Source organism: Rhodococcus sp. ACT016 (assembly GCF_050477185.1).
Classification (GTDB): Bacteria; Actinomycetota; Actinomycetes; order Mycobacteriales; family Mycobacteriaceae; genus Prescottella.
The window spans coordinates 2,853,270-2,874,085 of the sequence record NZ_JBEAET010000001.1 but is presented as its reverse complement, the minus strand read 5'-3'; the positions used below and the strand labels follow the sequence as shown (position 1 = coordinate 2,874,085).

Annotated in this window: 18 protein-coding genes and 1 pseudogene; 8 read left to right on the top strand and 11 right to left on the bottom strand. The window is 70.6% G+C overall.

Annotation, left to right across the window (positions count from 1 at the left end):
• Positions 1-96: 96 nt before the first annotated feature.
• The 3 genes and pseudogenes from ACQ5DX_RS13155 to ACQ5DX_RS13145 all read left to right on the top strand — a co-directional run.
• Positions 97-834, top strand: a complete 738-nt coding sequence (locus tag ACQ5DX_RS13155; RefSeq protein WP_430333045.1) for a lysophospholipid acyltransferase family protein — start codon at positions 97-99, stop codon at positions 832-834.
• A 44-nt stretch (positions 835-878) separates the two neighbouring features.
• Complete coding sequence (locus tag ACQ5DX_RS13150; protein ID WP_430335644.1) at positions 879-1,508, top strand: SanA/YdcF family protein; 630 nt, start codon at positions 879-881, stop codon at positions 1,506-1,508.
• 99 nt (positions 1,509-1,607) lie between these two features.
• Positions 1,608-2,393 (top strand): annotated as a pseudogene (locus ACQ5DX_RS13145) (DUF4436 family protein); the annotation flags it as partial.
• Between the two features lie 33 nt (positions 2,394-2,426).
• Here ACQ5DX_RS13145 and ACQ5DX_RS13140 read toward each other — a convergent pair.
• Entirely contained in the window at positions 2,427-3,743 is a 1,317-nt protein-coding gene (locus ACQ5DX_RS13140; protein ID WP_430333044.1) for a glycosyltransferase 87 family protein, read from the bottom strand.
• Positions 3,744-3,812: 69 nt separating this feature from the next.
• On the opposite strand from ACQ5DX_RS13140, the gene ACQ5DX_RS13135 reads away from it, so the two are divergent.
• Together ACQ5DX_RS13135 and ACQ5DX_RS13130 are read left to right on the top strand one after the other, a co-directional pair.
• A complete protein-coding gene (locus ACQ5DX_RS13135) occupies positions 3,813-4,304 on the top strand; it encodes a polyadenylate-specific 3'-exoribonuclease AS (RefSeq protein WP_430333043.1) in 492 nt (163 codons plus the stop codon).
• Positions 4,305-4,394: 90 nt separating this feature from the next.
• Positions 4,395-5,780 (top strand): class II 3-deoxy-7-phosphoheptulonate synthase, encoded by a 1,386-nt coding sequence (locus ACQ5DX_RS13130; RefSeq protein ID WP_430333042.1) that lies wholly within the window; start codon positions 4,395-4,397, stop codon positions 5,778-5,780.
• 90 nt (positions 5,781-5,870) lie between these two features.
• Here ACQ5DX_RS13130 and pknB read toward each other — a convergent pair whose 3' ends face one another.
• Complete coding sequence (pknB, locus tag ACQ5DX_RS13125) at positions 5,871-7,904, bottom strand: Stk1 family PASTA domain-containing Ser/Thr kinase (protein WP_430333041.1); 2,034 nt, start codon at positions 7,902-7,904, stop codon at positions 5,871-5,873.
• A gap of 123 nt (positions 7,905-8,027) precedes the next feature.
• On the opposite strand from pknB, the gene ACQ5DX_RS13120 reads away from it, so the two are divergent.
• On the top strand, positions 8,028-8,396 hold the full coding sequence (locus tag ACQ5DX_RS13120; RefSeq protein WP_430333040.1) for an Rv2175c family DNA-binding protein: 369 nt from the start codon (positions 8,028-8,030) through the stop codon (positions 8,394-8,396).
• A gap of 42 nt (positions 8,397-8,438) precedes the next feature.
• On the opposite strand, the gene ACQ5DX_RS13115 is transcribed toward ACQ5DX_RS13120, so the two are convergent.
• From ACQ5DX_RS13115 to ACQ5DX_RS13100, 4 genes are all read right to left on the bottom strand, one after another.
• On the bottom strand, positions 8,439-9,374 hold the full coding sequence (locus ACQ5DX_RS13115; protein WP_430333039.1) for a phytoene/squalene synthase family protein: 936 nt from the start codon (positions 9,372-9,374) through the stop codon (positions 8,439-8,441).
• Positions 9,375-9,387: 13 nt separating this feature from the next.
• Positions 9,388-10,998 carry an alpha-(1->6)-mannopyranosyltransferase A gene (locus tag ACQ5DX_RS13110; protein WP_430333038.1) on the bottom strand — a complete coding sequence of 537 codons (1,611 nt, stop codon included), beginning with the start codon at positions 10,996-10,998 and terminating at the stop codon, positions 9,388-9,390.
• Positions 10,999-11,101: 103 nt separating this feature from the next.
• Positions 11,102-12,649, bottom strand: coding sequence for a phytoene desaturase family protein (gene crtI / locus ACQ5DX_RS13105; protein ID WP_430335643.1), 1,548 nt, complete (start codon positions 12,647-12,649; stop codon positions 11,102-11,104).
• A gap of 11 nt (positions 12,650-12,660) precedes the next feature.
• Positions 12,661-13,782 (bottom strand): polyprenyl synthetase family protein, encoded by a 1,122-nt coding sequence (locus ACQ5DX_RS13100; RefSeq protein ID WP_430333037.1) that lies wholly within the window; start codon positions 13,780-13,782, stop codon positions 12,661-12,663.
• A 200-nt stretch (positions 13,783-13,982) separates the two neighbouring features.
• Between ACQ5DX_RS13100 and metF the strand changes: the two genes are divergently transcribed.
• Positions 13,983-14,963 (top strand): methylenetetrahydrofolate reductase [NAD(P)H], encoded by a 981-nt coding sequence (gene metF / locus ACQ5DX_RS13095; protein WP_430333036.1) that lies wholly within the window; start codon positions 13,983-13,985, stop codon positions 14,961-14,963.
• Positions 14,964-14,984: 21 nt separating this feature from the next.
• On the opposite strand, the gene ACQ5DX_RS13090 is transcribed toward metF, so the two are convergent.
• The 5 genes from ACQ5DX_RS13090 to ACQ5DX_RS13070 are packed head-to-tail and all read right to left on the bottom strand — an operon-like array spanning position 14,985 to position 19,966.
• Positions 14,985-16,148, bottom strand: a complete 1,164-nt coding sequence (locus tag ACQ5DX_RS13090; RefSeq protein ID WP_430333035.1) for a glycosyltransferase — start codon at positions 16,146-16,148, stop codon at positions 14,985-14,987.
• 10 nt (positions 16,149-16,158) lie between these two features.
• On the bottom strand, positions 16,159-16,887 hold the full coding sequence (locus ACQ5DX_RS13085) for an LppM family (lipo)protein (protein WP_430333034.1): 729 nt from the start codon (positions 16,885-16,887) through the stop codon (positions 16,159-16,161).
• A 54-nt stretch (positions 16,888-16,941) separates the two neighbouring features.
• A complete protein-coding gene (locus ACQ5DX_RS13080; RefSeq protein WP_430333033.1) occupies positions 16,942-17,769 on the bottom strand; it encodes a carotenoid biosynthesis protein in 828 nt (275 codons plus the stop codon).
• The gene (locus tag ACQ5DX_RS13075; RefSeq protein WP_430333032.1) at positions 17,766-19,352 is read right to left on the bottom strand and encodes a phytoene desaturase family protein; all 1,587 of its coding nucleotides are present in this window, start codon (positions 19,350-19,352) and stop codon (positions 17,766-17,768) included. The genes ACQ5DX_RS13080 and ACQ5DX_RS13075 overlap by 4 nt, the downstream gene beginning before the upstream one ends.
• Positions 19,349-19,966 carry a GNAT family N-acetyltransferase gene (locus ACQ5DX_RS13070; RefSeq protein WP_430333031.1) on the bottom strand — a complete coding sequence of 206 codons (618 nt, stop codon included), beginning with the start codon at positions 19,964-19,966 and terminating at the stop codon, positions 19,349-19,351. The genes ACQ5DX_RS13075 and ACQ5DX_RS13070 overlap by 4 nt, the downstream gene beginning before the upstream one ends.
• A gap of 165 nt (positions 19,967-20,131) precedes the next feature.
• On the opposite strand from ACQ5DX_RS13070, the gene ACQ5DX_RS13065 reads away from it, so the two are divergent.
• Positions 20,132-20,647 (top strand): SAV_6107 family HEPN domain-containing protein, encoded by a 516-nt coding sequence (locus ACQ5DX_RS13065; RefSeq protein WP_430333030.1) that lies wholly within the window; start codon positions 20,132-20,134, stop codon positions 20,645-20,647.
• The last annotated feature ends 169 nt before the right edge of the window (positions 20,648-20,816 follow it).

Genomic DNA, 20,816 nt, shown 5'->3' with positions numbered 1-20,816 from the left:
AGCGGTCGAGACTGCTGAGTACAGTCTTCTGCATGGCGAGTGTGGGTCGGACCCCGGACGGACCAGGGGGAGTGAGCGCTCGGACGGAAGGACACCATGTGGTACTGGCTGTTTAAGTACGTATTGTTGGGTCCCATGCTGTGGCTTCTCGGTCGGCCGAAACTCGAAGGCGCCGAGAACATTCCGACGGACGGCCCGGCAATCCTGGCCAGCAACCACCAGGCCGTGCTCGACTCGTTCTTCCTTCCGCTGCGAGTCAGCCGCCGTATCACGTTCCTCGCGAAGAGTGAGTACTTCACCGGTACCGGCCTCAAGGGTCGCTTCCAGCGGTGGTTCTTCTCGGCGGTCGGCCAGGTGCCGATCGATCGGACCGGCGCCTCCGCCGCGCAGGACGCCCTCGACGCCGGCCTGCGCGTCCTGGCGCAGGGCAAGCTCCTCGGCATCTACCCCGAGGGCACACGTTCGCCCGACGGCCGCCTCTACAAGGGCAAGACCGGCATGGCCCGCCTCGCGCTCGAGTCCGGCGTCAAGGTCATTCCCGTCGCGATGATCGACACCGCGAAGGTGAACCCGATCGGCTCGCGCATGTGGAAGCCGGCGAAGGTCACCATCCGCATCGGTGAACCGATCGACTTCTCCCGCTTCGAGGGCATGGGCGGCAACCGGTTCGTCGAGCGCGCCGTCACCGACGAGGTCATGTACAAGCTGATGCGCCTGTCGGACCAGGAGTACGTCGACATCTACGCGGCGACGTTGAAGAACCAGGCGGCGGGACAGGCCCCGGCCGCATCGGCCGCCGACGCCGCCCGCATCCCCGACACCCAGGCCGGCTGACCCTGACGCGCGCGCAGTCGCGCCCGAACCGCACGCTACGCCGGATCGTCCTGCTCGCCGCCTCGGGCGCGGCTGTCATCGTCGGCGCCCCCACGGTGTGGATCCGGATCGCCGCCGCGGGCCGCCTGCACGACGTCGACGCCGCGCCCGATGCGCCGGTCGCGATCGTGCTGGGCGCCCGTGTGCGCGGCGGCCGACCCATGAAGTTCCTTCGTGGGCGCCTCGATGCCACCGCGCGCCTCGTGCTGGATGGCAGGGCGTCCGTGGTGCTCGTCTCCGGCGACGCCCGGGGTCGGTCCGGGGACGAGATCGCGGCGATGACCGAATACCTCGTCGAGGTGGGGGTGGATCCGCGCCGGATCGTCGCCGACCCGTACGGACTCGACACGTACGACACCTGCGTCCGGGCGGCCCGGACGTTCGGGATCCGGCGGGCGCTGGTGGTCACCCAGCCGTTCCACCTGCCGCGCACCGTCGCGCTCGCGCGCCGCGCCGGCATCGACGCCGACGGGGTCCGGGCCGGGCGCGCCGGGGGCCGGACCTCGACTCTGGTGAAGAACTCGATCCGCGAACTGCTGTCGTACCCCAAGGCCGCTCGGGACGTCCTGCGCGACCGGGATCCGAAAGTGGTGACGGCACCCGTGGATTCGGTGGACGACGCGCTCGCTCGCTGACCCGATCGGGGTTCTCGCGCCGGTATCTTCCGAGTCGTGTCAGTACTGTCGATCGCCCGCACCCGGCCCCGGCTGTTCTGGTCGCTCGTCGCGATAGTGATGGCGATCGTGTACGCCGGATCGCTGGTCGTGTACGGGCTGACCGACCGCGACGACGGTGATTCCGGGCCGGAGTGGGTACCCGACGACGAGGTGGTCGTGATCGTCACCATGAAAACGATGCACCCCACGGCCGATCGGCTCGACGCGGAGGTCGCGATCGTGCCCGGCGCCAACTTCCGCAGTCCGCGCGGCGACACGCTGGCCGACGCGATCAGCCTGCACATGTCGCCGACCATGTCCCGCTCGGAATTGGTGTTTCCGGTCGGATCCGTCCCCACCACGCTCGACGTGCAGTTGATGGTCGACGGCGAGCCCGCGAGGTGGCCGTTCGACCTGTTCGACATCGAACCCCTCGTCGTCGAGGCGTACACGGGCGTGGGGGACGCGGTCGAGGTCCATCGCACCCGTGTCGTGCTCGACGAGGAGATCGAGGGGTGGCAGCTGAGCTACGACGAGGTCGCGGTGGACGAGGACATCTCACTGACCGGTAGCGGCCTGGACGTGACACTGCACCGCTCGGGCGGCACCCTCGTCTACGCGCTGATCCTGCTCGCGATGATGATCGTGCTGGCGGTCCTCGCGGCGTTCGTCGCGATCCAGACTGCGCGGCGTCGTCGGCTGGTGCACACAGACATGCTCGGGTGGATGGCCGCGATGCTGTTCGCGGTCGTCCCGATGCGTGGCATCCTGCCGGGCAGCCCGCCGATCGGCTCGTGGATCGACATCGCGGTGACGCTGTGGGTGATCGTCACCCTCGTCCTCGCGCTGTCGGTGTACGTGTACTGCTGGTGGCGCGACACTGCTGCCGAGGACCGGTCAGGACACGGGGGAGAGCTGCGCGGGCCCGTCGACGCTGGTGCGGCCGGCGGCGCTGCGCGGACCGAGGCACACGGCCACCGCCGCGATCACGGCGACCGCCCACCACACGTACGACGACGCGAGGAACTGGTCCCACAGCGGCCAGCCGGTTCCCTCCCAGCGCCCGGGCCCGAGGCGCCAGTGCGGCGCGACCACGAACAGCGCCCAGCTGGCGACCACGCCGACGCCCAGGATGACACTGCGCTGTCGGTACGCATGGACGCCGACGAGCAGCAGCAGCGGGGCGACCCAGACCCAGTGGTGTGACCACGACACCGGGGAGACGAGGAGGCCGAGCAGCGCGTTGACGGACAGCGCCAGCGCGGTCGCGCCCGCCGCGAATGCGCGGTGCATCGCGACGGCCGCGAGCGCGAGCGCGGCCGCGCTCAGGGCCAGCCACAACACGGTGCGCAGTGATGGATCCAGGCCGAGGCGGGCCAGAAGACCCGTGATGCTCTGGTTCGCCGGATACGCGGGCCCGCCGATCCGGCCGGAGTCGAACAGCGTGTCGGTCCAGTACTGCCACGAATCCGCGCGGGTGAGCACGAAGCCGAGCGCCCCGAACCCGACGAAGCTCAGCACGGTCGTCACCGACGCCCGGAAATCCTTGCGCAGCAGGAAGAACAGCACGAACACCGCAGGCGTGAGCTTGAGTGCGGCGACGAACCCGATCAGCAGGCCACGAGGCCACGGCGTCTTCCGTGGCAGGCAGTCCGCCGCGACGAACGCCATCAACAGGATGTTCACCTGGCCGTAGTCGAGCGTCGAGTACACGGGTTCGAGAGTCAGCGCGGCGCCCGCCACGGCGAGTGCCGTCCACGCCAGCGTCGCGCGCGGCGCGACGCCGATCGAGGCGAGCGTGAGGACGAGCGTTGCGAACAGCGCGATCAGCGAGAGCGTGGTCAGCACCACCCCGGCCGCCTCCAACGAGATCGCCGACATCGGGCTGAACACCACCGCGGCGAGCGGGGGATACGTGAACGGCAGCCCGATCCCGGACGCGGTCGGCGGCATCGAGCCGTACAGCGGCCCGCCGTCGGCGAAGACCGATCCGCCCAGACGGTAGACGTCCAGGTCGATGCGGTAGTAGCCGAAGTCACGCAGCCCCGGTAACCCGACGAGGTGGTACGTCGCGCCGAACGCGCACGCCACCACGATCACGACCTTCGCGAGGACGCCGAGCGCCGAACGTCGCCGTGGCTGCTCCTCAGTGGAATCGCTGCCCGCGGTGGGGGAGCGGTCGGCCGAGTCGGGGGTGGGGGTGGGGGTGCGCACCAATCCATCCTTCTACGAACAGGGGGCGGGGTGTCGAGTGCCCCGGCGCCGGGGGCATAAGCTCCCCCCGTGCGCTACTTCTACGACTGCGAGTTCATCGAGGATGGTCGCACAATCGAGCTGGTCTCGATCGGTGTGGTTTCCGAGGACGGACGCGAGTTCTACGCCGTGTCCACGGAGTTCGATCCCGAACGGGCAGGCAAATGGGTGCGCCGCAACGTGTTGCCCAAGCTGCCGCCGCCATCGTCGCCGCTGTGGAAGAGCCGGGCCCGGATCCGGGACGACCTGATGAAGTTCCTCGTGCCGCGACCCGGTATCGAACCCGAAATGTGGGCGTGGGTCGCCGCATACGACCACGTCGCGCTGTGTCAGCTGTGGGGTGCGATGACGGAACTGCCGTCGAACATGCCGCGCTACACCCGTGAGCTGCGCCAGCACTGGGAGTACCACGGGTGCCCCCCGCTGCCGCCGGTGCCGGACGACGCACACGACGCGCTCGCCGACGCCCGGCACAACCTTGCGAAGTTCGAGGCGATCGAGGCATTCCGCGCCGTGCGGTGACGGGAATCACGCGCCGCGATTGCTGCAACGATTCCCTGTCAATGGGGACCTTCGCTCACCAGGTCTCGACGGGGCGAATATCCTGTAGTGGTGAACTGGACTGTCGACGTTCCGATCGACCGCTTGCCCGAACTGCCGCCGCTGCCCGCCGCCATGCGCGAGCAGCTCGACGTCGCACTCGCCAGGCCGGCCGCGCAGCAGCCGCAGTGGCCCGCCGATCAGGCCGCGGCCATGCGCACCGTCCTCGAGAGCGTGCCGCCGATCACGGTGGCCAGCGAGGTCGAGGCGCTGTCGCAGAAGCTGGCCGAGGTGGCGCGCGGAGAGGCGTTCCTGCTGCAGGGCGGTGACTGCGCGGAGACCTTCGCGGACAACACCGAACCGCACATCAAGGGCAACATCCGCACGCTGCTGCAGATGGCCGTCGTGCTCACCTACGGTGCGAGTCTGCCGGTGGTCAAGGTCGCGCGCATCGCCGGCCAGTACGCCAAGCCGCGCTCGTCGAACACCGACTCGCTCGGTCTGCCGTCGTACCGCGGCGACATGGTGAACTCGATCGTCGCCGACGAGTCCGTGCGCGCGCACGATCCGTCGCGGCTGGTCCGGGCGTACGCGAACGCGAGCGCCGCGATGAACCTCGTGCGGGCGCTCACCGGCTCGGGCATGGCCGACCTGCACAAGGTCCACGACTGGAACCGCGAGTTCGTTTCGTCGTCGCCGGCCGGTGCGCGCTACGAGGCCCTCGCCGCCGAGATCGACCGCGGCCTGCGGTTCATGAACGCGTGCCGCGTCACCGACCCCAACCTGCAGTCCGCGCAGATCTTCGCGAGCCACGAGGCGCTCGTGCTCGACTACGAGCGCGCGATGCTGCGGCTGGACAACTCCGACGAACACCCCAAGCTGTACGACCTGTCGGCGCACTTCCTGTGGATCGGCGACCGCACCCGTCAGCTGGACGGCGCGCACGTCGCGTTCGCGGAACTGGTGTCGAACCCGATCGGCCTCAAGATCGGTCCGAGCACGACGCCCGAGCAGGCCGTCGAGTACGTCGAGCGCCTCGACCCGACCAACAAGCCGGGCCGGCTGACGCTCATCTCGCGCATGGGTAACCAGAAGGTGCGCGACCTGCTGCCGCCGATCATCGAGAAGGTGCAGGCCACCGGACACCAGGTGATCTGGCAGTGCGATCCCATGCACGGCAACACCCACGAGGCCACCACCGGCTACAAGACCCGCCACTTCGACCGCATCGTCGACGAGGTGCAGGGCTTCTTCGAGATCCACAACGGGCTCGGCACGCACCCCGGTGGCATCCACGTCGAGCTCACCGGTGAGAACGTCACCGAGTGCCTCGGCGGAGCACAGGACATCTCGGACGTCGACCTGTCGGGTCGCTACGAGACCGCGTGCGATCCGCGTCTGAACACCCAGCAGTCGCTGGAGCTGGCGTTCCTGGTCGCGGAGATGCTGCGCGACTAGGCCACGAACAGACCTGAAGGGTCCCTTCACACGCTCGCGGCGCGTGAAGGGACCCTTCAGCCGATCCAGGGGTACTGCGGTCGGTAGGGCTCAGAGCAGCGAGGTGAGCGTGATGGTGCTGCCGGGCGCGACCCGGTCACCGGCACCGGGGGACTGCGAAATGATCAGCGACCGATCCGAGCTCATGATCTGACGGACCTCGTACTGGAGTCCCAGACGGTCCAGCTCGGATTTCGCGGCGGCCACCGAGCGACCCAGCATCGACGGCACCTTCACCGCGTTCGACACCTTCAGCACGACGCTCGCTCCGGCTTTGACGGTGGTACCCACCGCCGGATCGGTGCCGACGGCGTCACCGGCGTCGACCTTGCCGTCGAAGACCTGCTGCACCTCGCGCACGGTGACGCCGACCGAATCGAGAGCCTTGCGCGCGGCGTCCTCCGACATGCCCGACACATCCGGGACATCCACCGGCGGAGCGCCCTTGCTGCGGATCATGCGGACCTGCGAGCCGACGCCCAGCATCGTGCCGGGCGCGGGTTCCAACGCCGCAATGGCACCGACCGGGACCCGGGCACTGAACGCCTCGCCGCCGTCCACGGGCACGAACGTGCGCTCCCGCAGCCCGGCCTCCACCGCGGCGACGTCGCCGCGTCCGGTCACCTCGGGCACCGTCGGGCGGCCCAGCGACACCAGCAGCGACACCACCGACCCGCGCGGCACCTTCGAGCCGGCGCCCGGGTCGGTCCCGATCGGAGAGTCGACCGCGACGGTGTCGGAATACGTGCCCTTGGTCTCGGCAGTGAACCCGGCGGCCTCGACGGTGGCTGTGGCGGCGGAAGTGTCCTGGCCGTCGATCACCGGGATCGCGGAGTACCGACCGGACCCGAGCCACCACCCCCCGAATCCGAGCACCGCCGCGACAAGCAGCACCACGAGCAGCCACACGAGGACCGTCCGCCGGGACCCGCGAAGGCGCGCCTCGGCGTCCCCGAACGAACGTCCTGTGGGGCCGTCGGCGTCGGCGGCCTCGATGTCGGCGGGCCGTGGCGTGACGGTCGTGACGATCTTGGTGTGCTGCGTTGCCTGCGGGCCACCCGCGTCGGGTGCGTCCGGGGTGGCGAGCACCGACGTCGGATCGTGGGCGGGCGCGTCGTCGGACTGAGCGGTGGGAGTCAGCTGCCGGGTCGCGGCGCCGTTCGGCGTCTGCGTGGTCGCGGCGGTCGGCACCGCCGCCTGCTGGGCGGTGCGCCGCGGCGCCGGGACCCGGTAGGCAGGTAGCTGCAACCGGGTGCTGACCGAACGCAACTGCGCCGCCATCGCACCGGCGTCGGCGAAGCGCTGGTCGGCGTCGCGCTCGGTCGCCCGGACGACGAGCTCGTCGAACTCCGGCGGCACCCCACCGATGAGAGTGCTCGGTTCCGGGACGTCGTTGTCGATGCGCTGGTACGCGATCGACAGCGACGTGTCGCCGGTGAACGGGGTGGTGCCGGTGAGCATCTCGAACAGCAGCACGCCCGCCGCGTAGACGTCGCTGCGCGCGTCTGCGGTGCCCGTCGTGACCTGCTCCGGCGACAGGTACTGGGCCGTGCCCAGGATGACGCTGCGGGACGTCGTGTTGGACGCTGCGATCGCGCGCACGAGCCCGAAGTCGGCGACTTTCACGTCGCCGGCGTGCGAGATCAGGATGTTCTCCGGTTTGATGTCGCGGTGCACCAGTCCTGCACGGTGCGCGACCGCGAGGGCCTCGAGGACCGGCTGCGCGACGGCGGCGGCCGCGTGCGGCGGCATCGGGCCGCGCTCGCGGAGCAGTTCGCGCAGCGTCCCGCCCTCGACGAGTTCCATCACCAGGAACGCGTGCTCGCCGTCGCTGCCCTGGTCGTGGACCCCGACCAGGCCGGGATGGTTGAGTCGAGCCACGGCCCGCGCCTCGAACTCGAACCGGGCCAGGAACTGGGGGTCGGCCGCGAACTGCGGATCCATCACCTTGATCGCGACCGGGCGGTCGAGACGTAGATCCATGCCGCGGTAGACGGTGGACATGCCACCGCGCGCGATGGGCGCATCGATGCGATAGCGCCGATCCAGCACCACACCGATCAACCGACGACCTCCGGGATTCAAGCTCGAGCCCCCTTGCTTCCGTACACAGATTCCCCTCGATCGTAGTCAGCTGCGGCGCTCGTCCCGATTCGGTTACGACGGCCGTGGTCGAACCGGCGGCGCGGACCGGATAACGTTACGGGAGTGAGTGCTATCCCTTACTGCGATGACGTGTTGGACCGGTCGATTCCGCTGCTGCAGCTGGCAGATGTGTCGAAGGGGATGGGTCTCGCGGTCACCCGCGTGCACCAGCTGTTGCGCGACCACCACCTGATTGCCGTCAAGCGCGACGGAGTGCTGGGCATCCCCGAGGCGTTCTTCGGCGACGACGGTGAGCCCGTCCGGCTGCTCTCCGGCCTGATCATCGTCCTGCGTGACGGTGGGTTCGGCGACGAGGAGATCCTCCGCTGGCTCTTCACCGAGGACGACACGCTGCCGGGCATGCCGATCGACGCGATGCACGGGGACCAGGCACGTGAAGTCGTGCGCCGGGCCCAGTCGATGGCCTTCTGACCCGGCTCGCCCGTCCTGCAATCCCGCCTGGTCGTCCGACGTCTACCGCCGGCCGGTGACCGCGCGGGCGAACAGCGGCAGCGCGACGGCCAGGCGACGGTGCCGCGGCACCGTCGCGCGGCGGTCGAGCACCCGGAAGCCGCTGTTCTCCACCTCGTCGAGAATCTCGCCGTACAGCACGTAGGCCGCCCGCATACCCGGCCGGACCCGGGGTTCGAGCATGTCGAGGCCGGGTTCGGCCCCGCGGTAGAGCGCGCGTGCGACAGCGACGAAATGCGAGAGCGCGCGGCGCAAACGCGGATCGACGGTGCCGGTGCGGCGGCAGTGGCGCATCAAGTCGACGTCCACGCCGAACGCGCCGAGGTCGTCGGCCGGCAGGTAGACGCGCCCGCGGTCGAGGTCCTCGCCGACGTCTCGGAGGAAGTTCGTCAGCTGGAACGCCTCGCCCAGCGCGGCGGCATACGGCTCGGCGGTCACGCGCGGCACCGTCGTGCCGAGGACCGGGAGCATCTGCAGCCCGATCACCGCCGCCGACCCGTACATGTAGCGGCGCAGCTCGGTCATGGTCCGGTACTCGGCGTGGAAACCCGGGGTGCCCGGAATGTCCATCCGCATCGAATCGAGGAACGCTCGGAAGTACTCGATGGGGATCTCGTACTGCCGGACGGTGTCGGCGAGTGCACGGACCACCGGACCGGTGCGCGGATCGAACACGGCGCGGCCGGCGAGCGCGTCGTCCAGTTGTGCCTCGACGATGTCCAGCGCGGCGGCCCGCTCCTCGGGGGAACGACCGACGTAATCGACGTCCACGACGTCGTCGACGGTGCGCGCAAACCCGTACAGCGCGTACACGGCCGGGCGCCGCTCGGCCGGCAGGAGACGCGTGGCCAGGTAGTAGGTCCGGCCGTGCTCGGCCGCGAGACGCCGACAGCGGTGGTAGGCCGAAGGTAGATCGTCGAGCGGATCGGTCGGGGTCACGGCACTCGTACGGTCACAGCGGGGAAGAATGCGGCTCGGGCGTCGCCGGTGCCAGCTGCTCGGCGACGTGTGCGGTCGCCTCGGGCACCTTCTCCGACACCGACCGCAGCCGCAGCGGATCCACCGTCTTCAGCGAGACTGCGGCCACCACCGCGACGAACGTGGCGAGCGCGACGTGGAAGAACGTGTACAGGCCGATCGATCCGTCCGGCTGGAACACCAGCATCAGCCACGTCGACAGCCCGACGAGGACCTGCAGCGTCCGGGTCGACATCGAGAACCCCGCCGCGATCGCGAGCGGCCACGAGTAGTACCACGGCAGGGCCGCGGGGGAGAGGATGACGATGGCCACCAAGGCAACCAAGATGCCCATGACGGCGTCGCGTTCGGTCTTACGGAACCGCCACCAGATCCACACCAGCAGGCCCGCGAGCGCGACCGCGCAGATTGTGCGGGTGACCTCGAGGACCGGGGCGAGCCGCAGGCCGGTGAACCACCCGGTTCCGACCGTCACGATGTGCGCCATGATCGTCGGGAGCGACAGCCAGTTGATGATCTTCGCCGATCCGGAGAGCGCGGTGAGCCAACCGAGGCCGACACCGGCGATCGCGGAGGCGGCCGTGAAGATCGCGGCGAACACCGCCACTCCGATGCCCGCCGTCCGAACGAACGACGCGAGCGGGGTGGCCGGTTCCCGGCCCTCGGCCAGTGCGCGGTCGCGCTCGTGGATCATCCAGATCCACACGATGAACGGCAGCGCGATCCCGGCCATCGCCTTGACCGCGACGCCGAGCGCGATCAGCGCGATCCCCGCGATGTGTTTGCGGTCCAGGGCCATGGTGATGCCGGCGACCATCAGACCGACCATGAGCAGCTCGTTGTGCACGCCACCGATGAGGTGGATGAGCACCAGCGGATTGAGGACCGCCAGCCACACCGCGATCGTCGGCTTGCCGCCGAGCTGACGGGCCAGTCGCGGCAGCGCCCACATCATCAGCGCGAGACCGGGCAGGAAGGCCACCCGCAGCAGCATGGTGCCCGCGATGACGTTGTCGCCCGTGATGGCGGTGATGCCCTGGCCGAGCAGCAGCGAGACCGGACCGTACGGAGCCGTCGTCGTGGTCCATACGTTGCTGACGTTGTCGAGCAGGATGCCGGGGTTGACCACCGGTCCCACCGCGTACGGGTCGAAGCCGTCGCGGAGCAGAGCGCCCTGCGCGAGATACGAGTACGCGTCGCGGCTGAACATGGGTACCGCGAGCAGCATCGGCGCCGTCCACAGCGGCACCGTCCACAGCAGCGAGCGCAGCCCGACGCGGCCGTTGATCGTGGAGCGGCCCAACCGCACCCACGCGATGATCATCGACAGGACACCGGCCCAGATGATGATCGTCGACAGGGCGTAGCCGTGGCCGAACCGCAGCCACGACAGCCGCATCTCCTCGAGTAGCGGATCGTGTCGGCGCACGCTGCCGGCGCCGAAGCCGCCGAACGTGATCATCACCGCGCCGGCGAAGCCGAGGATCGTCGAATGCCCTTCGGGGGTCCGCAGGTAGTCGGCGCTCGCGCGCAACCAGGACCGCTGGTCGACGGGGGCGTCGGGGATTCCGGAAGAGGCCGACATCGGTGCAGGTTCCTCCCCCGGAAGAAGCGTTCGGTGACGCCTGGCCGAGTCGAGGCGGCCGGGCAGCATGGGACGGGTAGTCAGTTTAGTGTGTCGACCGCAATTATCTGGCAAGCCCTGCCTCCGAGCGGCCGCAGATGCGCTCCGCGGCCAGTTTCCCCGAGATCAGGACCGTCGGCACGCCCACTCCGGGCGTCGTACCGGATCCCGCCAGGACGACGTTCGTCCCGCGTGAGGCCAGGTTGCGGCGCCGGAAGGGCCCCGTCTGCCGGAAGACGTGTGCCGGTGCGAACGGGCTTCCCGCCGCCATGCCGCGCGCGGCCCACGTCGCGGGCGTATCGATGTGATCAACGACATAGTCGCCGGTGATCCCTTTGTAGCCGCGCCGCTCGAGGGTCTGCAGCAGTTCCCGCGTGTAGGCGTCCGTCAGCGCCGCCCAGTCGAGCGGGGCGCTGTCGAGGTTGGGGCACGGCGCGAGCACCGAGAGCGGTTCGTGCAGCTCGCCGTCGCGGGTGACGACCAGACCGGGGTCTGTGACCGCCGGGCGGGTGATCAACAGCGACGGGTCGCTCATCAGTCGGCCGCGGCCCGGGCGTGCGGCGATCTCGGCGAACGTGCGCTCCCACTCGACGCCGAAGTCGATGGTGTGGTGGTGCGACGTGCCCCAGCGTCCGGTCGTCGCCCGCGGGATCGTGCCGTGCAGCACCACAGCGGACGGGGAGATGCGCTGGCGGCGCGGACGCCGGGTGCGCAGCAGGTCGTCGACGATCGGCAGATCCGGGGTGAGGATCAGGGCGTCGCAGGGGAAAGCGCGGCCGTCGGCGGTGTGCACCGCGCGGGCCCGATCGCCGGATCGCTCGACACGGACGACGTCGGCGCCGAAGTGGAGGTGCCCGCCCGCCGAGGTGAACGCGTCGGCCATCGCGGCGGCGATCGCGTGCATGCCGCCCTCGGGGAACGAGACCCCGAGCGAGGTGTCCATGTGGGCGATCGCGCCGTACACCGCGAGCGCCTTCGCCGGGGCCACGCCCGCGTACAGCGCCTGGAACGTGAAGATCCGGCGCAGCCGCGGATCGGTGATCCGGCGGCTCACCTGCCGGCCGAGACGGCCGAACCCGCCGGCCGCGACGAGGCGTGCCAGGTCGGTCGCGGACTTCCGGGTCGAGACCAGGTCCAGCGGCGAATCGAAGTTCGCGTCGATGAAGGTGTCGAACTCGGCGTCGAACACCCGGGCCAGCCAGCCGCGCAGATCGAGGTACCGGCGCGCCTCGGCGGGCCCGCACACGCGGGTCACCTCGGCGACCATCCGCTCCGGGTCGGAGTACACGTCGATCGTCGAACCGTCCGCGAACCGCGCGTGATATGCCGGATCCAGTCGGTGCAGGCGCAGCGGCGGCGTCGTCGAGTCGACGTCGGCGCCGACGGCCGCTAGGGCACCCTGCACCAGTTCCGGCATCGTCAGGACCGTCGCACCGTTGTCGACGACGTACCCGGGCCCGTCGTACGTCCCGACCCGGCCACCGGGTCGGTCGTCGCGTTCGAGCAGCGTGACGTCGCGCCCGCTGCCCCGCAGGTACAGCGCCGCCGACAGTCCCGCGAGCCCGGCTCCCACCACGACGACGCGGTCGGTCGCCCCGCGGACGGTGTGCACGCCCACGCCGATCAGGCGTCCCGGCGGGTGACGGCGATGGCCATCTCCCGCAACAGACGCTTGCCCTCCTCGGTCGCGGTGCTGCCGTCGAGCGCGGTGAGCGCGCGTTCGGTGAGATCGGCGATGCGACGTTCGGCGTCGTCGACCGCGCCCAGATCGGTGATGACCGACCGCAGCCGTTCGACCTGCGCGTCGGACAGGTCGGTGCCGATCGCCTCGCGCAGGAGCGTCGCGGCCGCCGGATCGGTCTCGTCGGCGCGCTGGAGCGCCACCGCGAAGAGCACGGTGCGCTTGCCGGCCCGCAGGTCGTCGCCCGACGGCTTGCCCGTCACGTCGGGGTCGCCGAATACGCCGAGCAGGTCGTCGCGCAACTGGAACGCGATGCCGATGTCCGTGCCGAAAGTCCGGTACGCGTCGACGAGCGCCGCGTCGGCGCCGGCCAGCGCGGCGCCCAGGTGCAGGGGCCGCTCGATGGTGTAGGCGGCGGTCTTGAAACGGTTGACGCGCAGCGCGGCCTCCACGGTCTCGTCCGCGCTCACCTCGCTGCTTATGTCGAGGAACTGGCCGCCGAGGACCTCGGTGCGCATCGCCGACCACACCGGTGAGATGCGGGCAAGGGTCTCGTGGTCCAGGCCGGACTCGCGGACCATGTCGTCGGCCCACGCCAGCGCGAGATCGCCGAGCAGGATCGCGACCGCCCTGCCGAACTCGGCCGAGCCGCCACTCCACTGCTGGGCGCTGTGCTGGTCGGCGAACTCGACGTGCACCGTCGGGAACCCGCGGCGCGTGGTCGAGGCGTCGATGATGTCGTCGTGTACGAGCGCGCACGCCTGGACGAGTTCGAGGGCCGCGGCAGTGCGCAGCGCCGCGGACGCCTGAGGGCCCCGCGGATCGCCGCCGGCACCGAGCCAACCGGTCCATGCGAACACCGGCCGCACCCGCTTGCCGCCGCGCAGGACGAAACTCTCGAGTGCCGCGACGGCGTGGGCGTAGCCGCCGCCCACGGCGTGGACCGTGTCGGCGCGGGACGCGAAGAACTCCCGGAGCGACTCCTCGACGAGATCGGTGAGTGGCGGGGTGGACTGGGTCGGGCGAGTGGACTCACCGGCTCCGGCGGACAGGACTGCCTCCAAAATGGACTCGCGGATTCGATGTCGAGCGCAGGCTGCTACGCGGCGGTCAGGCCGGCGCGAAAGCCTCGCCCCCACCTTAGTGGTCGCCGCCGGCGGTCCCCGAAGCGGTGACGGGGCGGTGAGGGACGGTGAGGGGCGGTGATGTGGCGCAGCGCCGACGCGATGCGGGGGACCGGCGCTGGTCAACCTATGCTTGGCCCGTGACATTCGATGCCGTTCGGGGGCGCAACAGCGCGGGATGGGAAACCCAGACCCCTTCGATCGTGGACCGTATCCGCTCCTCGGATTCTTCGCGGGGCGGTCGGATCCCCTTCTCCGTCGAGTTCTCGCCGCCGCGTGACGAGGCCGCCGAGGCGCGGCTGTGGCGCGCCGTCCGCGAGTTCGAGCGGCTGAATCCGGCATTCGTGTCCATGACCTACGGCGCCGGCGGGTCGACCCGCGACCGCACGGTCCGCGTCACCGGGCAGATCGCCGAGGAGACCACCCTGCTGCCGGTCGCTCACCTGACCGCGGTGGGGCACAGCATCGACGAACTGCGCGCGATGTGCGGTGCGTACGCCGACCGCGGGATCAGCAACATCCTGGTGCTGCGCGGCGACCCGCCCGGCGACCCGCTCGGCGAGTGGGTCAAGCATCCCGACGGCGTCGAGTACGCCGAGGACCTGGTCCGCCTCGTGCGCGACATGGGCGACTTCCACGTCGGCGTCGCTTCGTTCCCCGAGGGGCACTACCGGGCCCCCGACCTCGAGCACGACACCAAGTACCTGGTGCAGAAGCTGCGCGCCGGCGCCGAGTACTCGATCACGCAGATGTTCTTCGACGTCGAGGACTACCTGCGGCTGCGCGACCGGGTCGCGGCATACGACCCGGAGCAGGCCGAGAAGCCGATCATCCCCGAGATCATGCCGATCACGTCGCTGCGCTCGGCCCGCCGCAGCCTCGAGCTGTCCGGCTCCCGCCTGCCTGCAGAACTCGACGAGAAACTGCGCCGCGCCGCGGGCGACGGGCCCGAGGAGAACCGCGCCGCGGTCCGCGAGATCGGCATCGAGATCGCGACCGAGATGTCCGAGCGGCTGATCGCCGAGGGTGCACCGTGCCTGCACTTCATCACGCTCAACTTCGCGCGGGCCACCAGCGAGGTGCTCGCGAACCTGGGTATGTCGGCGCCGGCCTCGATCTGACGCCCACCGAGCCGTCCCGGCTCAGGTGACGGCGCGGTCCTTCCACCGCAGCCGCCCGCGCCGGCTTGCGCGGTGCGACGCGGCGGTCAGCTGAATCAGCGCGACGATGGAGACCGGGTGGGCGGCCGCGTCCAGCACGTCCCGGACGTTCGGACGCGCGCCGGTCTCGACGGTGCGCGCGGTCAGCCGTGACAGCACGCCGGCGGCGTACCCCACTGCACCCCACGCGCGGGTCCGTCCGCGTCCCGTCAGAACGGCGGCGGGCGGCAACAGGTAGGCGAGTGCGGCGACGGCCGACACCGCCACCGACCCGGCGGGGGAGCCGAACGCCGTCCACAGCCACCGCGTGTATCCGGCGCGTAGCGCCGACGCATCGGTGTACATCCGGCACGACGCCAGGTGCTGCGCGGCCGCCACGACGGTCCGCGAGCCCCGGCGGCGGAGCTCGCGGGCGATGTCGAGGTCCTCGGTGAGACTGTCCGCGACGGCGGCGTGGCCGCCGAGTCGGTAGTACGCGGCGGCGTCGAAGACGAGGAACTGCCCACACGCGACCACCATCGACGGGCGCGTGTTGCGGTGTGCGACCGCGAGCGGCAGCGACGCGAACCACGACCAGCACAGCAGCGGTTGGATCAGCCGTTCGACGGCCGATCCGGCGTCCTGCCGGGGCCACGGGGACACCAGGTCGGCGCCGACGCGGCGCAGTTCCGAGACCGCGGCGGCGAGGGCGTCGGGTGCCAGTCGGACGTCGGCGTCGAGGAAGACCAGCACACCCGGGTATCGCGGATTCATCAGTCGCGTCGCGTGCTGGGCCGCCCGGTAGCACGCCGCGCTCTTCCCGAGCCAGCCCGCCGGCGGTGCGTCGGTGCTGCGGATCAGGGCGAATCGACTGTCGCCGTCGAACGCACGCCGGGCGACGTCCGCGGTCGCGTCGGTCGAGTCGTCGTCGAGGACGAGGACCCGCAGGGTGCTCAGCCCCCGCTGCGCGCGCAGGTCCGTGACCAGCGCGCCGATGCGATCGGCCTCGTTGCGTGCCGGAACGACGACGGTGACCGGTTCGGTGACCGGCGCCGCACGCAGTCGCGGCGCGGTGAAGGCGTTGGCGGCTGCGATTCCGGCGGCGACGACCGCGATTCCGGTGCCGGCGCGGGTTGCTACGTCGAGAGGATGAAGCGGTGGTACCACTAGCGCAGGATCACCGCGCCGACGTCTCGACCGGTGTCTTCGTCGGCGGGGTGGGCGGCTTCGTGCGGTTCCGCGTGGCCCACGCCATGACGCCGACGATCGCGGCGACCGCGATCGCGACACCGCCGGCCATCCCTGCCCAGCCGGCGAAGCTGCGGGTGCTCGGATCGGCGTAGCGGACCTCGGCGCGCAGCGTGCTGACGTCACCGGCCGGCAGCTTCCACGTCACGGTCGATTCGCCCTCGCGGGTGCCGTTCGTGGTGGCAACGCGCGCGGGGAAGGCAATGGTGAACTGCACGTCGGTGCCCTGCGCGGGGACGTTCTCCAGGTCGACACGGCCCTCGAGGCTCACCAGGTCCCCGGCGCGCCGCAGCGACAACTGCAGCGCCCCACCGGTCTCGCTGTACATCGAACTCATCTTCTGGACGTCGCCGAACGACAGTCCACTGAAGAACGCCTGCGTACCGACGTAGCCGTCCTTCCGGTACTCCTGCACCCGGATCCGACTGGAGAGCGAATCCGGCGGTGTCAGCTGCGGGCCCTTGTCGTTCTCGTCCTTCGGGACGGTGGCGGCGACGATCTGACCGGAGACCTTGTCGTCGGCGGACACACCCATCGTCACCTGAACGCGCAGGCACCCGGCGAGCAGGGGAACGAGGAGCAGTCCGAGCGCCGCGGTGGCGAACACCCGGACGCGGGAGCGGGAACGGACCGAGGGGCCAGATGTGGGCGACTGCACGGGAACATCGTGCCAGGTATGACGAGATCATCGTGCAAGGCACGGGTATTCGTGTCAGGCGGCCGGGGTGTTGTCCGATTCGGTGCGTTCTTCGCGGCGGTACAGCCGGGACAGGCGCAGCAGCAGCGGAATGCCGACCACGCCCATCGCGACCGACCCGTACACCGCGGAATACCGCAGTTCGGGGGCGTCGAGGAACACCGCGTGGGCGAGGGCGGACCCGAGCCACGTCCACAGGAACAGCGCGATCGGCACGGCATCGCGCCCGGGTGATGTCGGCGCCGGTGCGTGACGACGATCGAGTGCGTCGACGAGAACCGTCATCACCGCGGCGACGAGGACCCAGCCGGCGTAGTTGGTCAGGGGGATGTGCGCGATCCCCGGCAGCCCGGCGTCGGTGACGCACCAGTGCCACTGCCCGTCGGCGACCATCTGCGGATCGAGAAACAGGTCCCACCCGACGACGCCCACCGTCGTGAGGACGATGCGGGGCAGCCGGCGGCGTGTGACGAGCGACGCGGCGCACCACACCGGGTAGAAGCCGGCGGTCCATGCGAACGGCACCACCCACGGCACGTCCGCGACCGCCCACCCGAGCCGGTCCGTCGCGTACTCGTAACATCCGTACGGGAAACCTGTCGCAGTGCCGACCACCTCCGACACCAGCCCGATCCCGGCGGTGGCCGGCACCATGCCGGCGGCCCACCGGGCGCCGCGCGTCCCCACCGCGTGCACGATCGACGCAGCCGCCAGCAGCGCGACCACTGCGACCGTGACGACGTCCCGGGCGCGTCCGTCGACCAGCGGATAGACGATCTGTGTCGCGATCGCCGCCGCCGCGATCACCGCGGACACGCGGACGAGCGGGTTCGACGTCGTCATCGGAAGGTGTTGCGCAGCACCCGACGTAGCCGTCCACCACGGGCGTCGGCGAGCGCGACCCGGGCCGCGCTGCGTCCGCTCGATCCCGACACGCCGCCGCCGGGATGCGTCGAGGCACCCGTCAGGTACAGGCTGTCGGCGTCGGGGACACGGTGCCCGGACAGCTCCGGGATCGGCCGCCACATGAACATCTGATCCAGTGACATCTCCACGTGCATCACGTTGCCACCGAGCAGTCCCATCTCGCGCTCGATGTCGGCCGGCGTCTGCACGAACCGGTGGCGAACGCTGTCGGCGAACCCGGGGGCGAGGGCGTCGACGCCCGCCACGACGCGATCGGCCTCGCTCTCGCCGAGGTCGGCCCATGTGCGGCCACCGGACAGTGTGTACGGGTGCCACTGCGACCACAGCGTCACCTGGTGCTCGCCCGCGGGAGAGATCGTGGGGTCGATGCCGCTGAAGCTCATCGCGAGGACGGCGGGCTCCGGCGGCAGTTCCCCGGCGAGCGCGGCGCCGTGCGCCGCCCGCAGCTGCGCGCGGTCGGAGACGAGCAGTTGCAGCCCCGACGTCGCGCAGGCGTCGGCCGGTGCGCTCGGGTACGACGGCAGCGCATCGGTGCCCAGCCGCAGCACCATGCCGATGCCGGGGCCCACGCGGATCCGTCGGCGCCACGCGGCCAACGTCTCCCGGTTGTAACCGCCGCGTTCGAGCAGATCGAGGGTGGTCAGCACGTGACAGCCGGCGACCACCGTGCGGGCCCGGACACGGCGGCCGGACTCCGTCACGACCGTCCACCCGTCGCTGTCGCGGCGCAGTTCGCTGACGCCGTCGCCGAGAGTCACGGTGCCGCCGTCGGAGGTCAGACGCGACGCCAGCGCGGCCGTGAGCGCGCCGCTGCCGCCTACCGCGCGGCCCGGCGGCAGCGTGTGCATCAGCGCGGCGAACCCGACCATCGGCGCGGTACCCGGCTCGGACATCGGCGGACCGGACTGCGCGCCGAACCACGCCAGTGCGGCCTTGAGCGGTTCGCTGTCGAAGTACTCGTCGAGCAGGGCGTCGCCCGTCGTCATGAACTCGCGGGAGATGGCGCTACCCCCGCCCGACGTGTCGAGGCCCCAGAACGAGCGCAGCAGGTGTCCGCCCGTCGGCGGCGCGGCGAACGCGCGCATGACGCGCTCGGTCCGCGGGCCCCACGTCTCGACGAATCGTCGGTATGCCGCGGCGTCGGCGGCGCTGCAGGACTCCTCGATGGAGCGGCAGGTGCGATCGAGGCTGCGGTGGAAGACGATTCCCGGACGATCCGAACCGGGCGGCGCGGGCGTGAACGCCCACGGATCGCAGTCGATGTAGCACAGGCCGTGGGCGGAGAGTTCGAGTTCCTCGATGATCCCGGTGTGCCGGATCATGATGTGCGCCGACGAGCCGCGGTCGACCTTGTGTCCCGGGAACCGCTCGACGGTCGAGACCGCACCACCGAGCACGGTATCCCGTTCGAGGACCTCCACCGACCAGCCCGCGCGGGCGAGGTAGCAGGCCGACACGAGGGCGTTGTGGCCCGAGCCGACGACGATTGCATCCATCACAGCGGCAACCCCCTGCCCAGCACGGCGAACGGGCGCCGATCGCCCGCGAACGTGAAGTGGCGGACGACGTCCCGGAACCCGGTCCGCCGGTACAGGCGCCACGCCCGATTGTCCTCCTCGTCCACCTCCGGGGTGGACAGCAGCACGCCCCGCTCCGGACGGTTCGCGAGGAGTCGACGCAGCAGTTGCTCGCCGAGTCGGTGCCCCTGCGCATTCGGGTGGACGTGCAGTTCGGTCAGCTCGAAGTAGTTGCCGAGGACGAACTCGATCTGGTCGCGACTCCAGCCGGTGGCCTGCATGCCGTGCCGCACCTGCTGCTGCCACCACTGGTCGGGAGCGCCGCGGTAGCCGTACGCGATCGCGACGAGGGGAGCGGGCCGGTCGGGATGCGCGGGGTCGGGCTGGACCGCGCCTACCGCGCGCCAGCCCGGTCGGCCGGTGTGCTCGGTCCACATCGGTGCGCGGTGATACTCGGTGCCGCGTGGGTAGCCCATCGCGGCCACGTAGATCGCCAGCGCCTCCGGCAGCCGGGCCCGCATCTCGGACACCGACAGATCCACGACGACCGGCGCGGAGTCGGGGCTCGTGCGGGGGGTCTCGCCGGTGCCGTCCATGCTCGGTCTCACCCTCTTCTCTCTTGACGACGTGTCGGTGGGGCCAGCTATATTGAATAGGTCGAACACATGTTCGATATCGGCGATCCGGTGATGTTCGAGGGAAGCGAACCATCGCCGGATCGCCGGCCCGGAACTTCTTAGGGGTGGGAGGTGATCGGAGTCGTGTCGGAAGTCGAGTCGGTGGCGCCGGCCGTGTCGGTCGTGTCGAGGATGCGGCCGCGGACGTCGGGAATCGCGGTCGGGTGCGGACCGTCGGCCCGTCGGCCGGTGTCGGCGCAGGCGTCGGTGTTGCTTCGCCGCGCGGACGGACTGCTGTCGGAGGCGGTGGGCGCGGGAGATCCCGCGGAGCGGTTCCGGTGTGCCTATCTTGCCGCCCTGCGCGGGGCCGCTGCGGTGCTCGCGGCCGCGGAGGGCGGGGCGCGCACCGCCGCGGCCCGGCGGCCGCGTTCACGAAGCGCGTGGGTGCTCATGGCTCGCGCGGCCCCCGAGTTCGCCGCCTGGTCCGACTATTTCGCCGAGCATTCCGCGTTGCGCGCGTCGGTGGAGGCGGGTGTCACGCGTGCGGTCGCGGCCGAGGATGCGGACCTGTTCTACGAAGAGGTGGGACGGTTCCTCACGGCGGTTGAGGACTTCCTTCCGCGGGCGTCCCATGGCGGTGACCGAGGGGTCTCGGCCTAGCTCCGGTCGGTGATTCCGGCCACGTTCATCGAGTGGTGGGCCGAGGTGTCCCAGATCGTCACGGATTCGCCGACAACTCGTGCGTGGAGTAGGTGGTACGGCGTCGACTCTGCTCGTATTATTGAATTCAGGTAACCGTGAGTCTGTTACCCACCTCGCCGCACCGCGG

What these genes read in the sequence shown, in the direction of transcription:
- ACQ5DX_RS13155 (WP_430333045.1), top strand. Translation starts at nt 97, where the DNA reads ATGTGGTACTGGCTGTTTAAGTACGTATTGTTGGGTCCCATGCTGTGG.
- ACQ5DX_RS13110 (WP_430333038.1), bottom strand. Translation starts at nt 10,998, where the DNA reads ATGTCGGCCTCTTCCGGAATCCCCGACGCCCCCGTCGACCAGCGGTCC.
- ACQ5DX_RS13080 (WP_430333033.1), bottom strand. Translation starts at nt 17,769, where the DNA reads ATGACGACGTCGAACCCGCTCGTCCGCGTGTCCGCGGTGATCGCGGCG.
- ACQ5DX_RS13070 (WP_430333031.1), bottom strand. Translation starts at nt 19,966, where the DNA reads ATGGACGGCACCGGCGAGACCCCCCGCACGAGCCCCGACTCCGCGCCG.